Source organism: Bacillus sp. V3B (assembly GCF_024494465.1).
Taxonomy (GTDB): domain Bacteria; phylum Bacillota; class Bacilli; order Bacillales; family Cytobacillaceae; genus Bacillus_BD.
Genome location: NZ_JAETXM010000019.1, coordinates 1 through 15577 on the forward strand (window position 1 = coordinate 1; position 15577 = coordinate 15577).

The 15577-nt window shown below is 35.4% G+C and carries 13 protein-coding genes; 5 read left to right on the forward strand and 8 right to left on the reverse strand.

The window, feature by feature from the left end:
* Positions 1-213: 213 nt before the first annotated feature.
* The 8 genes from JMM81_RS17255 to dnaA all read right to left on the reverse strand — a co-directional run bounded on the left by JMM81_RS17255 (position 214) and on the right by dnaA (position 10843).
* Positions 214-1314 (reverse strand): HD-GYP domain-containing protein, encoded by a 1101-nt coding sequence (locus JMM81_RS17255; RefSeq protein ID WP_256242809.1) that lies wholly within the window; start codon positions 1312-1314, stop codon positions 214-216.
* Positions 1315-1426: 112 nt separating this feature from the next.
* Complete coding sequence (gene gyrA, locus JMM81_RS17260; protein ID WP_256242857.1) at positions 1427-3979, reverse strand: DNA gyrase subunit A; 2553 nt, start codon at positions 3977-3979, stop codon at positions 1427-1429.
* 171 nt (positions 3980-4150) lie between these two features.
* Positions 4151-6073 (reverse strand): DNA topoisomerase (ATP-hydrolyzing) subunit B, encoded by a 1923-nt coding sequence (gene gyrB / locus JMM81_RS17265; protein ID WP_256242858.1) that lies wholly within the window; start codon positions 6071-6073, stop codon positions 4151-4153.
* Positions 6074-6250: 177 nt separating this feature from the next.
* Positions 6251-6499, reverse strand: coding sequence for an extracellular matrix regulator RemB (gene remB / locus JMM81_RS17270; RefSeq protein ID WP_256242810.1), 249 nt, complete (start codon positions 6497-6499; stop codon positions 6251-6253).
* 9 nt (positions 6500-6508) lie between these two features.
* Positions 6509-7627, reverse strand: a complete 1119-nt coding sequence (gene recF / locus JMM81_RS17275) for a DNA replication/repair protein RecF (protein WP_256242811.1) — start codon at positions 7625-7627, stop codon at positions 6509-6511.
* A gap of 127 nt (positions 7628-7754) precedes the next feature.
* Positions 7755-7973, reverse strand: coding sequence for a S4 domain-containing protein YaaA (gene yaaA / locus JMM81_RS17280; RefSeq protein WP_256242812.1), 219 nt, complete (start codon positions 7971-7973; stop codon positions 7755-7757).
* A gap of 207 nt (positions 7974-8180) precedes the next feature.
* Positions 8181-9317: a DNA polymerase III subunit beta gene (gene dnaN, locus JMM81_RS17285; RefSeq protein WP_256242813.1), complete on the reverse strand. Its 1137-nt coding sequence runs from the start codon at positions 9315-9317 to the stop codon at positions 8181-8183.
* A 179-nt stretch (positions 9318-9496) separates the two neighbouring features.
* A complete protein-coding gene (gene dnaA, locus JMM81_RS17290) occupies positions 9497-10843 on the reverse strand; it encodes a chromosomal replication initiator protein DnaA (RefSeq protein WP_256242859.1) in 1347 nt (448 codons plus the stop codon).
* Positions 10844-11555: 712 nt separating this feature from the next.
* Between dnaA and rpmH the strand changes: the two genes are divergently transcribed.
* From rpmH to mnmE, 5 genes are all read left to right on the forward strand, one after another.
* On the forward strand, positions 11556-11690 hold the full coding sequence (gene rpmH, locus JMM81_RS17295; RefSeq protein ID WP_256242814.1) for a 50S ribosomal protein L34: 135 nt from the start codon (positions 11556-11558) through the stop codon (positions 11688-11690).
* Between the two features lie 162 nt (positions 11691-11852).
* On the forward strand, positions 11853-12251 hold the full coding sequence (rnpA, locus tag JMM81_RS17300) for a ribonuclease P protein component (RefSeq protein ID WP_256242815.1): 399 nt from the start codon (positions 11853-11855) through the stop codon (positions 12249-12251).
* A 125-nt stretch (positions 12252-12376) separates the two neighbouring features.
* On the forward strand, positions 12377-13153 hold the full coding sequence (gene spoIIIJ, locus JMM81_RS17305; RefSeq protein ID WP_256242816.1) for a YidC family membrane integrase SpoIIIJ: 777 nt from the start codon (positions 12377-12379) through the stop codon (positions 13151-13153).
* Positions 13150-13770: an RNA-binding cell elongation regulator Jag/EloR gene (gene jag / locus JMM81_RS17310; RefSeq protein WP_256242817.1), complete on the forward strand. Its 621-nt coding sequence runs from the start codon at positions 13150-13152 to the stop codon at positions 13768-13770. Before spoIIIJ ends, jag begins: the two co-directional genes overlap by 4 nt.
* Before the next feature lie 398 nt (positions 13771-14168).
* Entirely contained in the window at positions 14169-15572 is a 1404-nt protein-coding gene (mnmE, locus tag JMM81_RS17315; protein ID WP_256242818.1) for a tRNA uridine-5-carboxymethylaminomethyl(34) synthesis GTPase MnmE, read from the forward strand.
* Positions 15573-15577 lie beyond the last annotated feature (5 nt).

Genomic DNA, 15577 nt, shown 5'->3' on the forward strand with positions numbered 1-15577 from the left:
GTTGTTCAGTTTTCAAGGAGCATTGCAATCGCTCGCAAGCGACTTAAACAATATAACATCTATCATAATTCAAGTCAATAAAAATATATATACTTTATGAAAAAATACATATTATTTAATGACTTGAATTAGTATATCAAGATAATAGAGATTATGCAATAGTTTATATTATCTTGTATGAAAAAAATCAATTCTAATAAAATTGATTTTTTACTACTTGAAACTTTCTTCAAAAATAATTTCTTCAATAAACAAATCCAAATGCTCCTCTAGATTCATCATTTCTTCAGTCTCAGTTAGTTTAATTAATGGTCTAGTTGGAGATTTCTCGGTAATAAATAATACTTCCCCTAATTTTCCATTTGAAAGTCTAACCTTACTGCCAATAGAAAAATTAATGATTCCTTCACTTAATGCCTTTAAAGCAGATAAATCAAACTGCCCAAAATAATCTTGTCGCATCAATTCAAGTACTCTAAATGGCGACTGTTTTTTTCTATATAATCTCTCCGATGTCATTGCATGGTAAGTATCTGCTACACCAATCAACTTTGCTACTGGATGAATCTGATTACTATTCAAACCGAAAGGATATCCACTTCCATCCAATCGTTCATGATGCTGAATAATGGAAACTTTAGTACTTTCTTTAAGCGAAGTAATTTGCTGAACCATTTCATAACTATAATTACTATGTTTTTTAATTTCCTCAAACTCTTGTGGAGTTAAAGCTGATTTTTTTTGTGATATTCCGGGTCTGACTTTTACCATACCACAATCAGCTAGTATACCTGCCAAGGCAGCCTGTATAACTTCTCCCTTAGAATAGTTTAACTTTCTAGCCATGAAACCACAGAGCAAACCAACAGCTACTGCATGTTGATATTGATATTCTTCATTATTGGACAAATGGTGAAGAGAAAAAATCTCTATTGATCTTAATTTCCCTTCATCAAGGAGTGGTAATAAAACCTCTCTTATTTTTGAAATATTAATAGATAATCCAGATTGCCATGACTGAAACTGCTTTTTATATTCTTGAGTCGATTCGAGAAATAACCCAGTAAAGCCTTTTTTCTCACGGTCATCCAAAATATCTTTATTTTCGTCTTCCATAACTTCTAATGGAAGAAATGGCATTCCAGTTACTAGCGTTTTATCTACTTTAACGCTTGGAACTAGGAATAGGTTTAATATTTCAATTAGCTCAGCCGTTAACACTGTATTTTTTTGAACTATTGGTCGAGCTGTCAATCCAAAAACATCTTCGGTTAATATACATCCCGCTAATAGGTCTTTTACTTTCACCCGCATATTTCTTCACCACCTTTTAAAATACTATTTTCCTTTATTTTACTTGGATAACAATGGAGACTGCAAGAGACAAAAAAATAGAGGTGTGCCTATACAGCACTCCTCCATTTAATTATTCCTTATCTTTTTCTTCACTGTTCTCTTGATTATCTACTTCCATCATTTCACTATCTTCTTTTGGAGTATCTAATTCTAGAATTTCTTCCTCTTGACTGTCTAATTCGGAAACTACTTCTACTTCTTCTTTTTCAACTTTTGCAACAGTCGCTACATATTCACCTTCATGTTCATCTAGTCGAATCAGTTTTACTCCTTGAGTACTTCTACCCATCTTTGATATATCGCTAACCGCCATTCTAATAAGAACCCCACTGGTTGTAATGAGCATAATATCTTCCTCACCATTAACCACCTTCACGCCAACAAGGCACCCATTTTTATCTGTAATATTGCATGTTTTAATTCCTTTGCCGCCCCTGTTTTGAATTCGGTATTCCAATGCTGGTGTGCGTTTGCCATATCCATTTTTTGTAACATTTAGGATCTCTGAGTTCTCTTCAAGCACTTCCATCCCAACCACTTCATCCTCTTTACCTAGAGTAATTCCCTTTACTCCTGTAGCTGTTCTACCCATAGAACGTACATCAGTTTCATGAAAGCGAATTAACAAACCATTCTTCGTTCCGATGATAATTTCTTTATCTCCATCCGTTAAACGAACAGATATCAGTTCATCATCTTCTCTTAAATTCAATGCAATTAATCCATTATTTCGAATATGAGCAAAAGAAGTGAGAGGAGAACGTTTTGAAATTCCATGCTTTGTTGTGAAAAATAAGAACCAACCCTCATCAAATTCTGAAACTGGAATAATGGCATTTACCCATTCATCTTTTTCAATTCCTAACAAATTAATGATTGGGATCCCCTTCGCCGTACGACTAAATTCTGGTATTTCATACCCCTTTGCACGGTAGACTTTCCCTTTGTTTGTAAAAAATAAAATAGTATCGTGAGTAGAAGTCGTAATTAAATGCTCAACGAAATCATCGTCATTCGTACCCATTCCTTGAATCCCACGTCCACCCCTTTTTTGGGAGCGATAAGTTGATACAGGAAGACGTTTAATATAATCATTATGTGTTAACGTAATGACAATATTTTCACGTGGAATTAAATCTTCATCTTCGATATCTTCAATTCCTCCTGCAACAATTTCTGTTCTTCTTTTATCATTAAAACGTTCTTTTATTTCCGCCAATTCCTCACGGATAATATCAAGAATTTTTTCATCATCTGCTAGAATAGCCTTTAATTCTGAAATAAGTTGAACAAGACTTTGATATTCTTCTTCAATTTTCTCACGTTCCAAACCAGTTAACCGTTGAAGACGCATATCAAGAATAGCCTGTGCTTGCCTTTCAGATAAGTTAAAGGTTGTCATTAAACCTTCACGGGCAATCTCGGTTGTTTGTGAGCTACGAATTAAATTAATCACTGCATCTAAATTATCAAGAGCAATCCGCAGACCTTCTAAAATATGCGCTCTTGCTTCTGCTTTTCGCAATTCAAACTCTGTTCTTCTTCGGATAATTACTCTTTGGTGGTCCAAATAATGAACTAAACATTCTTTTAAATCAAGTACTTTAGGTTGTCCATCAACAAGCGCTAAAATATTAATTCCAAAGCTTGTTTGCAAGGCGGTATGCTTATAAAGATTATTTAACAGCACATTTGCATTCGCATCTTTACGGACTTCTATGACAATTCTTAACCCTTCACGGTCAGATTCATCACGGAGATCTGTAATGCCATCGATTTTCTTCTCTCTTACTAGTTCAGCAATTCTTTCAATCAGCCTAGCTTTATTGACTTGATAGGGAATTTCATTAACGATAATAACTTCTTTCCCATTTGATTTTTCTTCAATTTTCACTTTCGCACGAAGTTTAATAGAACCTCGTCCCGTTTCATATGCTTTACGAATACCACTCCGACCAAGAATTAAACCTGCTGTAGGGAAATCAGGACCAGGGATAATATCCATCAGCTCTTGAATCGATATTTCAGGATCATGACTGACAGCTAGAACCCCGTCAATGACCTCCCCAAGCTGATGTGGTGGAATGTTCGTTGCCATTCCAACCGCAATACCAGACGTTCCATTAACAAGCAAGTTAGGAAAACGAGATGGCATTACAACTGGCTCTTTTTCTTCCCCGTCATAGTTATCTTGATAATCAATGGTGTCTTTATTAATGTCTCTTAATAGCTCCATTGAAATTTTTGACATACGAGCTTCTGTATAACGCATGGCTGCTGCTCCATCACCATCAATTGAACCAAAGTTTCCATGTCCATCTACAAGCATATAACGGTAGTTAAAGTCCTGCGCCATCCTAACCATTGTTTCATAGACAGCAGAGTCCCCATGCGGATGATATTTTCCAATTACATCTCCAACAATACGGGCAGACTTTTTAAAGGGCTTATCTGAATGCATCCCGAGGTCATGCATAGAATACAAAATACGGCGGTGAACTGGCTTTAAACCGTCTCTGACATCTGGAAGTGCACGAGATACGATAACACTCATCGCATAATCTAAAAAAGATGTACGCATTTCATGACTAATATTAATTTCTTCAACTTTAGACTTTGGCATATCAGACAATTTATAAACCTCCCTTTTATGAAACGATCCTTATCGTTCCTGGGTCAAAATTTATTTATGTAAAGATCGTATTCAGTTGTATTTCAAGCATCTTCACTACTTTAATTAGATGCGATCATTACCATTGAAATCGGGATAGAAGATCCTCTATCCCGGTTTTGTTTAGATATCTAAATTTTTAACATATATAGCATTTTCTTCAATAAACTGGCGACGTGGTTCTACTTTTTCCCCCATAAGCATCTCAAATGTTTCATCCGCTTCTATCGCATCATCAAGATTTACTTGTAGGAGCGTGCGTGTTTCAGGATTCATTGTTGTTTCCCAAAGTTGTTCAGGGTTCATTTCCCCTAGACCTTTATAACGCTGTACATTTGGCTTTGGAGCGGCTGCTAATGTAGCGTTGATTTGCTCAAGTTGCTGCTCATTATAAGCATACTCAATTCTTTTTCCCTGTTGTATTTTATACAACGGTGGTTGAGCAATATAAATATAACCGGCTTCAATAATCTGTCTCATATATCGGTAAAAGAATGTTAATAATAGAGTTCGTATATGAGCCCCATCAACGTCAGCATCTGTCATGATGACAATTTTATGGTATCGTGCTTTTGAGATATCAAAGTCTTCTCCAATTCCAGTTCCCGCAGCTGTAATCATTGCTCTTACTTCATTGTTAGAAAGAATTCGATCAAGACGAGCTTTTTCAACATTTAAGATCTTACCTCTTAATGGTAAAATAGCTTGAAAATGTCGATCACGTCCTTGTTTAGCAGAACCACCGGCAGAGTCACCTTCGACTATATAAATTTCGCTAATAGCAGGATCTTTTGAAGAACAATCTGCTAGTTTTCCTGGTAAACTTGAAACTTCTAAAGCACTTTTCCTTCTTGTTAATTCACGAGCCTTTTTCGCTGCCATTCTTGCTCTTGTAGCCATTAATCCTTTTTCAACAATTTTTTTAGCGACACTAGGGTTCTCTAGTAAAAACTTCTCCAAGTGATCTGCAAAAACAGCGTCTGTTATCGTACGCACTTCTGAATTACCTAATTTTGTTTTTGTTTGGCCTTCAAATTGAGGATCTGGATGTTTAATGGATACAATCGCAATTAAGCCTTCTCGGACATCCTCACCAGAAAGATTTGTTTCACTTTCTTTAATAAGTCCATTCTTTCTCGCATAATCATTAATAACTCTAGTTAGAGCCGTTTTAAATCCTGATTCATGCGTTCCGCCCTCATAGGTATGAATATTATTAGCGAATGAATAAATATTACCTGTATAGCTGTCATTATATTGCATGGAAACTTCAACAGAAATCCCATCACGTTCACCTTCAATAAAGATCGGTTCTTCGTGAAGAACTTCTCTTGTTCGGTTTAAATGCTCAATATATGATTTAATACCACCTTCATAATGGTACTCAGCACGTTTATTTTCAACTCGTTTATCCTCAATTGTTATACTTAATCCGCGGTTAAGAAAGGCAAGTTCACGAATTCGAGTAGAAAGAATTTCAAAATCATATACGAGTGTTTCGGTAAAAATTTCTGGATCTGGTTTAAAATGAGTAACAGTTCCTGTTTGATCAGTCTCTCCAACTATTTTTAAATCAGCAGCCGGAACTCCTCTTTCAAACTTTTGATAGTGAACATGACCCTCACGAGATACATACACCTCTAATTCAGTTGAAAGAGCATTTACTACTGATGCTCCAACTCCATGTAAGCCTCCTGATACTTTATAGCCTCCACCACCAAATTTACCTCCGGCATGAAGGACTGTCAAAATAACTTCAACAGCAGGACGCCCTGTCTTTTCTTGAATACCAACTGGAATACCACGCCCATTATCTTTAACCGTAATACTCTCATCTTGTTCAATTATCACATTTATTTGATCACAATAGCCAGCAAGTGCCTCATCAATACTATTATCGACAATTTCCCAGACTAAATGATGAAGACCTCTTGAACTTGTTGAACCAATATACATTCCTGGTCTTTTTCTTACTGCCTCAAGACCTTCTAGGACTTGTATTTGATCGGCACCATAATCTTGTTCGGGAATTTCATTTTGCTCCATTGCCATATCAGTCACCTACACTTTCTTTTGGCGTTGATTGCGTTATCTATGAAAAACTTAACCTTTTGCAAAGAAGTTAAGTGAATTTATCTTACAACTACATTTTTAAAAATTAGAAATTCAATAAAAATCAAATATAAAGGACTTTCTTAATTTGAAATCTTCCATTTCCCTAGATTAAAATTCTGAAACAAACCACTTTTGTGATCGCTTTTTTAGTGTACTAGAGGCTAACGGGGAAAAGTAGATATGCTCAGTTGTTATGATTATTGACTTAAAGGAGTTTTTTGTCTGTTGCACAGAATCATTCTCATATTGTCGAAAAAAATGCTTCATTTCTGCTGAAGAATGAAAACTCTCTTTATCAATGATGGCTATAATATCTTTTGCCTTCACAATGGTTTCCTCTCCAAAATGAATATACAATGCTCCACCTCACTGAATCTTTTTTATCGTTCCATTCTTCACATAAAAGGTAGATGCTCCTTTTAACGTTTGGTGATCAATACCATCTACGCTAGTTGTCGTGACAAATGTTTGTACTTTTCCTTGTATGGTATTTAACAAATGAGATTGGCGATGATCGTCTAGTTCAGATAAGACATCATCCAATAAAAGGATAGGATACTCTCCTACTTCAGAGTGGATCAGTTCAATTTCCGCTAGTTTGATGGAGAGAGCTGTTGTCCTCTGTTGCCCTTGTGATCCAAATGTTTGAACATCTCGATCATTCACAAAAAAAAGAAGGTCATCCCGTTGAGGACCAAATAATGTGACTCCACGGTCAATTTCTCTTTTCTTTACTTGATGGTATTTATTCTCGTATATATCCACCATTTTCGACAATTCTTGTTCTTCTGATACATCAACAGATGGTTTGTATTTAATTTTTAATATTTCCATATCATGTGATATTCCTTCATGAATGGGAATGGCCCATTTTTGCAATAAACGGAGGAATTCAAATCGTTTTGAAACGATTTTCACAGCCGATTGAATAAATTGATCTGTTAAAATATCCAACATAGCAGCATCTGTTTGTTTTTTCGTTTGTAATTGTTTCAAATAGTGATTGCGTTGTTGTAAAATTTTATTTAACTGGCCAACTTCATGTAGATAGACAGGTGATATTTGGCCAATCTCCATATCAATAAAACGACGCCTAACTTGAGGGCTCCCTTTGACTAAAAGGAGATCTTCAGGCGCAAACATCACAACATTCATATTCCCTACATATTGACTCAGTTTTTTTTGTTCAAGATGGTTATACTTTGCTTTTTTGCCTTTTTTTGAAATGATTAATTCCATTGGCAATGAACTATTACTTTTTTGAACCCTACCTTCTATTTTAGCATATTCTTGGTCCCAACGAATAAGATCTTTATCATTAGAAGTTCGATGTGACTTCGCCATCGCTAAAACATAGATAGATTCCATCACATTCGTTTTGCCATGTGCATTTTCGCCTAATATGAAACTGACTTTATTTTCGAACTGAATTTCTAGCTGTTCATAATTTCGATAATTTTTCAATTGCAATTGTTTAATAAACATCTATTTCATCCTTTTTATGGAAAGGGGGTAGTGCAAAACTTCATCCTAATCTTCAATCTACTTTATTTTGACAATAGTGTGTTATGAAGTGACATTGAATGAATAGGCTCCGCTCATACCGTCTTTATTAATCGTTCCCTATGAGGATATAAGTACTATGGCCATCAATCTCAATCTTATCACCTGAACGAAGTTTTCTTCCTCTTCTTTGGTCCTGCTCTCCATTGATGTGAATCTTATACTCACTTAAAAACCATTTGGCCATCCCACCTGATGAAATAACATTTACTACTTTTAGAAATTGGCCAAGTGTAATATACTCCGTCTGTATTTTGATTGTTTTCATAGTTATTCACTCTTTCATGGAATAATATCTAATAGTTTATTTTACTAAATATTTCTCTAGTATACAAAGAAAACTAAAACTCTTTTTAAAAATGGAGAATTTTATAGGAAAAGCCACCGACAACAATCGGCAGCTTTCGTACAAAAACCACTTGAGTACTCAAGCATTTTTAGCAATTATCCTATTTCATTTAACATAAGCTTTAAATTAGTAGGTTCTGACCGGTAAAATTAATTGAAGAATGGATTCATCGTTAATTGGCTGAATAATAAACGGTCTCATCGCTCCAGTAAAACTTATTTTAATTTCAGTTCCTTCTAATGCTTTCAGTGCATCCATCATATATTTAGCACTAAATGAAATTTTTAATTCTTCCCCTTCAATGGATTGGCTTTTTACTTCCTCTACCACTTTCCCTACTTCAGGAGTATTTGAAGATATTTCAACCATCTTACTATCAATTGCTGAGAGTTTAACCACATTATTTCGACCTTCTCTGGCGAGTAATGAAGCGCGGTCAATCGCATGTAAGAATTCTTTTGTTTGTAAAACAATCTCTGTCTTACTTTCATTTGGAATTAATCTCGATGTATCAGGATAATTTCCTTCTAATAATCTGGAAAAAAACAAAAGATGTTTAGCTTTGAATAATACTTGATTGTCTGTAATCACAATGTCGATCAGTTCATTATTGTCAACTAATATTTTGCTCAATTCAGTTAAACTTTTCCCTGGAATAACAACATTGTAACTAGCAGGTGTCTCAATTTCAATTTTAGCTTTTCTTAACGCCAATCGATGGCTGTCTGTTGCAATACAGTTTAATTCGTCATTTTCAACCTTCCAGTTGACACCTGTCAAGATTGGCCGTGTTTCTGAGGTGGACACTGCAAAGGATGTTTGACGAATCATAGCCTTAAGTAAATCAGTTGGTATTTTAAATACATTTTCCGCTTCAATTTGTGGTAAATGTGGATATTCCTCTGCATCAAGGCCAATTAAGTTAAATTCAGAACTTCCAGAACGTATAACTGTTTGTAAATGATTCTGTACTTCTATTTCAACATGATCAGACGGAAGCTTTCGAACCATTTCGCTGAAAAATTTAGCTTGTAGGACAATGGCTCCTGTTTGTTTAATGTTAACAATCTCTTTATCCCCATCATCTTTTGGAATAAAGGATTCAATTGACACGTCGGAATCACTGCCAGTTAAAGTAACGCCTTCTTCAGTGGTTACAATTTTAATTCCAGTTAAGATTGGAATGGTTGTTCTACTTGTGACAGCTTTCATAACATCCTGGACACTTTGGACTAAGTGATCTCGTTGGATTATAAACCTCATTTTTAATCCTCCGTTTTAGCTATATTTATATATATTTATTAATAAAAAAAGAGTAGTAATAGTAATAGGTCCTGTGATTATGTGGATAACTGAAGAAATCATATAGAATGACAGTCTGTCCACATGGGGACAAACTGTGTACAGGTTTGGTAAAGTTATGCACAGTTTTTTCTATAAACTTAAACTTTTAATTCCTCATGAATATCTTTTAACTCTCTTTGCAGCTGAGAATCTGATTGGAGCAATTTTGAGATTTTTTCATGGGCATGGATAACGGTAGTATGATCTCTTCCGCCAAATTCCTCACCAATTTTCGGCAATGAAAAATCAGTTAGTTCCCTTGATAGGTACATGGCAATTTGTCTTGGAAAAGCAACTGATTTAGTCCGTTTCTTTGCTTTGAAATCTTCTAATTTCACATTGTAATGTTCGCCAACAACTCGTTGAATTTCTGGAATCGTAATGACTTTTGGTTTTGAACTCGGAATAATATTTTTAAGTGCCTCTGCTGCAAGATCAGCGTTAATATCTTTGTTCACTAATGATGAATAGGCTACAACCCGAATGAGTGCACCTTCTAATTCACGTATATTAGAGTCGATTTGATTTGCAATATAAAGCATGACTTCGTTAGGAATATCGAGTCCATCTGCTTTCGCTTTTTTCCGCAAAATAGCAATTCTAGTTTCCAAGTCAGGTGGTGTGATATCGGTAATAAGTCCCCATTCAAAACGGGATCGTAAACGCTCCTCTAATGTGGGGATTTCTTTCGGTGGACGGTCACTAGAAATGACAATTTGCTTACTTTCTTCATGCAACGTATTGAAAGTATGGAAAAATTCTTCTTGGGTTGATTCTTTTCCGGCTAAAAATTGAATATCATCAATTAGAAGAACGTCAACACTGCGATATTTATTACGGAATGCCTCTGCCTTATTATCGCGAATGGAATTGATAAATTCATTTGTGAATTTTTCAGAAGATAGATAGACAACCTTTGCTGAAGGGTTATGGTGTAAAACATAATGGCCAATTGCGTGCATTAAGTGGGTTTTTCCAAGTCCAACTCCTCCATAAATAAATAACGGATTATAGGCTTTGGCAGGAGCTTCAGCTACGGCTAGAGATGCTGCATGGGCAAACCGGTTGCCGGATCCAATGACAAAGGTGTCAAAGGTATTTTTTTTGTTTAACATACTAACCGGAAATTCTGATTGACTATTCTCCTTTTTTATTTTTTTAGGAGAAGTCTGTAATCCTTCCTCGTTTTCGATTTGACTTTGCGGAATGATGAATTTAACACTAAATTCTTCACCAGTAATTTCATATAAAACACTGGAGATTAAAGGGGAATAGCGTTCTTCTAGCCAATCACGTGCAAATTCATTTGGAGCTGTTACAACTAATGAATCTCCTTGAAGGGAATGAGCTTTAGTAGATTTTAGCCATGTATCAAAGCTGGGCTTACTGACCTTCTTTTCAACATTAGCTAATATACTATTCCAAAGATCCGTAATATTTTCCAACATGTATCCCTCCTTTGCTGATGTTCGCATAAAAAACAATAGGTTATACGTGAAAGTACAACCTAAAATGTATAAATATACGAAACTGAGTTGTGGATAAATATATTATAAGGAAATAAAGAAGAATTCCGACAATATCCACGGTTTGTGGATAACCTTTATTAACTCAGGTGGATAAGTTATCCACACTTTATCCACAATTTGTGGATAAAAACAATTGTTAGAGTATTTATGAAGAGTGAAAACACAAATATAATATCAAATAATAGCAAGGTATGCAACGGTTTTTGGGACTTTATCCACAACCTCCACTTACTGTGATTAAAAAATGTCCACAGGTAGTGGTTATGTGAAAAACCTGTCAATAGATGTTGTGGATAATAAAGAATGCTGTCGAAAATATCCACAATCTAAAAATCCGGAAAGTGGATTATTTATGAAGAGCTGTTTTTAAAGATAGGAGAGTATGATGATTTGAACTGAGATACCTGTCGAGCTCCAGGTGACTGACTTGCTCTTTTCTTATTTTTGTTAACAAATTTAAATTTTATTTATTTTATCCGTGACAAAGAATCAAATTCACGGTAAAATTTGTAGGTTGAAAAAATATTATTATTTGGATATTCTTTTGAAGAGAGTTGACATTTTTAAAGTCATTTATATATAATTAGAATACTGTCTTTAGAAGCAATTCCTCAGGGAGGTGTCATATATGAAAAGAACGTATCAACCAAAAAAACGTAAACATAGCAAAGTTCATGGATTCCGTAGCCGTATGAGCAGTTCAAACGGACGCAATGTTCTAGCTCGTCGCCGTCGTAAAGGAAGAAAAGTATTATCTGCCTAGGCCACTGAAATATCAGTGGTCTTTTTTCTCATTAGGTGAACTCTGTGATCAGTGTGATGAAGGCATTGTCTTGAATCCACGTGGATTCAAGACATATAGAACATCAATTTATTTATGGGACAAAGCATTCTTTGAATGAAAGTAAGTGAAGGTGTATCTAAGATGAGAAAAGAATATCGAATTAAAAAAAATAAAGAATTCCAAGAAGCTTTTAAAAAAGGAAAATCGGTTGCAAATAGACAATTTGTTGTCTATACGCTAAAAAAACCAGACCAAAAGCATTTTCGGATTGGTCTGTCCGTAAGCAAAAAAGTTGGAAATGCAGTGACTCGAAATCAAATAAAAAGATACGTTCGTCAGGTGTTTCATGAATTGGATGGACAATTACATAATGATGTAGATTACGTCATCATTGCTCGGAAACCAACAGCCACAATGGATTTCTTTGAAATTCAACAAAGTCTTTCACACGTATTGCGCCTTGCACATGTATTAAAGAAGTTTAAATATGGCCAGGGAAAACAGTTGCCAGCTAAAACTCAGGGTGAGAAATCCCCTTAATTTTTTCATTTTAAAAGCGTTTACTATAAAAAGATGGTAGAATAAATTTTGAATAAACTTTATTCTTTAAGTGAAAAACAAACGAGAAAATGCTTGAAAACAATGCTTTAAGGAGGAAAATACGGTTGAAAAAGCGAATATCTCTAATAATCGGACTCATTCTCGTCACAACTCTATTAGCGGGTTGTATGGAAACAAATTTACCGATTACTTCTGAAAGTGAAGGCTTTTGGAATCAGTATATTGTATATCCGCTTTCATTATTTATTGTGAAAGTTGCTGAAATTGTAGGTGGAAGTTTTGGTTTATCGATCATTATCGTTACGATTCTTTTACGCTTGCTCATTTTGCCACTAATGATTAAACAAACCAAGAGTTCAAAGGCGATGCAAGCCATGCAGCCTGAGATGAAGGCGTTAAAAGAAAAATATAGTTCTAAAGATCAGAAGACACAACAAAAGTTACAACAAGAAACAATGGAATTATTCCAAACGTATGGTGTCAATCCACTAGCGGGTTGTTTACCACTTATTATTCAAATGCCAATTTTAATTGGTATTTATCATGCAATCATGAGGACACCTGCATTACAGGAACATGCCAATTTCCTTTGGTTTGACCTTGCAGCGCCAGATCCGTACTATTTATTACCGGTCATTGCAGGTATTACTACTTTTATTCAGCAAAAAATTACAATGGTTGGGATGGAAAATAATCCACAAATGGCCATGATGCTTTGGCTAATGCCAATTATGATCATTGTTTTTGCAATTAATTTCCCGGCAGCCCTTGCTTTATACTGGGTAGTAGGTAACTTATTCATGATTATACAAACCTATTTTATTAAAGGTCCAGATTTAAAAGCAGCTGCAGCCGGAAAAGCGGGAGGAGCCAAAAAGTGAAACAGATTACTGCTACGGGACAAACTGTCAAAGAAGCAGTTGAATCAGCACTAGCTCAATTACAAACAACAGAGGATCGAACAAACATCTCGATTATTGATGAAGGTAAAAGAGGTATTTTTGGTATTTTTGGATCTCGACCTGCTGTTGTGGAAGTATCGGTTAAAATCGATCCCATCGAAGAAGCAAAAAAGTTTTTAATGGATGTATGTGAAAAGATGGGTACTCCAATTACGATAGATGTTGTGAAAAACGGGAAGCAAGTTAAATTTACATTAGCTGGGGAAAAGATAGCGCTACTCATTGGAAAAAGAGGACAAACGTTAAACTCCTTACAATATTTGAATCAACTTGTTATCAATCGTTTTTCCGAACATTACTTAAATGTCATTCTAGATGCTGAGGGTTACAGGGAAAGAAGAAATGAAACATTAATCCATTTAGCTGAACGGTTGGCACAAAAGGCGGTTCGAACAGGTAAAGTAGTTGCATTGGAACCAATGCCTTCATATGAGCGTAAAATTATTCATACTGCTTTAGTGGGAAATAAAAGAATTAAGACGTATTCGAGCGGGGAAGATCCGCATCGTCATATTGTTATAGCACCTAATCAATAATCGTATTTTCCTAAAACCCCTGATTCTATATGAATCAGGGGTTTTACTGTCCAAAATATCGGATAAAATTATTTTATTCTTATACTAAAATAGAGAATGATCATATATTTTTAAAGTTTTCTTTTTATCATTGAGTAGAGGTTTATTGTTATTCACATGTGGATAAGTTAAAATGAAATAATGGGAATAAGAGGTTGTGGATAAGCGCAAGAGAGTATTTTCTTTTTAATAGTCTTTATTAACGATGATTGTTGAACAAAGTCTTTTAATAAAATTGTAAGGGTAGGCTCATATAGAAACATAGATAGATCAATGTTGAAAATTATAAAATGGTCTAGCTCCAGGTATCATAGGCTCTTTAGTCTACAGCTGATAAGCGGAATCATTAAGTTTTTTCTATGAAAGAGGTGGAAAGAGTGGAATTTGAAACGATTGCGGCTATTTCAACTCCAATGGGAGAAGGAGCTATAGCGATTGTTCGTTTAAGTGGGGATGAAGCCTTTCAAATTGCAGAAAAGCTTTTCCGAAGCGTGAGTGGGAAGCAGATTAGTCAGGAACCATCCCATACGATTCATTATGGGCATATTATTGATCCAGAAACAGAGGCAGTAGTTGAGGAAGTTATGATTTCAATTATGAAAGGTCCGAAGACTTTTACAAAAGAGGACGTTGTTGAGATCAATTGTCATGGTGGATTAGTATCGGTTAATCGAGTGTTACAACTTTGTTTAAGATATGGGGGACGGCTAGCTGAACCCGGTGAATTTACGAAAAGGGCCTTTTTGAATGGACGAATTGATCTATCACAGGCTGAAGCAGTAATGGATTTAATTCGAGCTAAGACGGATCGAGCGATGAATGTTGCTTTAGGTCAAATGGAAGGGAGATTGTCTAAACTGATTCAAAAGCTTCGTCAAGAATTACTAGAGACGTTAGCGCAAATTGAAGTGAATATAGACTATCCCGAATATGATGACGTTGAGGAAATGACTCATAGGATGTTGAAGGAGAAGGCAACCTATGTGAGGAGAGAAATTGAGCATCTTTTACAAACATCTCAGCAAGGGAAAATTTTGCGTGAAGGGCTATCAACTGTTATTGTAGGACGTCCAAATGTCGGGAAATCATCTCTTTTAAATAGTCTTGTCCAAGAGAATAAGGCAATTGTGACGGATATTCCAGGAACGACTCGAGATGTGATCGAAGAGTATGTCAATGTTCGAGGGGTTCCATTGAGGTTATTGGATACAGCTGGAATTCGAGAAACAGAGGATATTGTTGAAAAAATTGGTGTCGAACGGTCTCGTCAAGTGTTAAAAGAGGCTGATCTCTTGTTACTAGTTTTGAATTATTCGGATGAGTTAACAAAGGAAGATGAAAATCTTTTTGATGTGGTTAAGGGAATGGATGTTATTGTCATCGTCAATAAAACAGACCTTCCACAAAAAATTGATATGGAGCGGATTAGAGAGTTAGCTCAAGATCATAAGTTGATTACGACCTCCCTCATTGATGAAAAGGGAGTCGAAGAATTAGAGGGAGCTATTGCTGATCTTTTCTTTACGGGATCGATTGAATCTGGAGATATGACCTATGTATCGAATAGTCGTCATATTGCTTTATTAGACCAAGCATTACAGGCGATAAAAGACGTAAATGATGGAATTGAAGTGGGTACCCCAATTGATATTATTCAAATTGATTTAACAAGAACATGGGAGTTACTAGGAGAGATTATTGGTGAAAGCGTACAAGACAGCCTAATCAATCAACTCTTTTCGCAGTTCTGTTTAGGGAAATAAGAAAA

Coding starts and splice junctions, on each gene's coding strand:
- recF (WP_256242811.1), bottom strand. CDS start 7,627: ATGTTTATTAAACAATTGCAATTGAAAAATTATCGAAATTATGAACAG.
- rnpA (WP_256242815.1), top strand. CDS start 11,853: ATGAGAAAAGAATATCGAATTAAAAAAAATAAAGAATTCCAAGAAGCT.
- mnmE (WP_256242818.1), top strand. CDS start 14,169: ATGAAAGAGGTGGAAAGAGTGGAATTTGAAACGATTGCGGCTATTTCA.
- rpmH (WP_256242814.1), top strand. CDS start 11,556: ATGAAAAGAACGTATCAACCAAAAAAACGTAAACATAGCAAAGTTCAT.
- dnaN (WP_256242813.1), bottom strand. CDS start 9,317: ATGAGGTTTATAATCCAACGAGATCACTTAGTCCAAAGTGTCCAGGAT.
- yaaA (WP_256242812.1), bottom strand. CDS start 7,973: ATGAAAACAATCAAAATACAGACGGAGTATATTACACTTGGCCAATTT.
- JMM81_RS17255 (WP_256242809.1), bottom strand. CDS start 1,314: ATGCGGGTGAAAGTAAAAGACCTATTAGCGGGATGTATATTAACCGAA.
- gyrA (WP_256242857.1), bottom strand. CDS start 3,979: ATGCCAAAGTCTAAAGTTGAAGAAATTAATATTAGTCATGAAATGCGT.
- gyrB (WP_256242858.1), bottom strand. CDS start 6,073: ATGGAGCAAAATGAAATTCCCGAACAAGATTATGGTGCCGATCAAATA.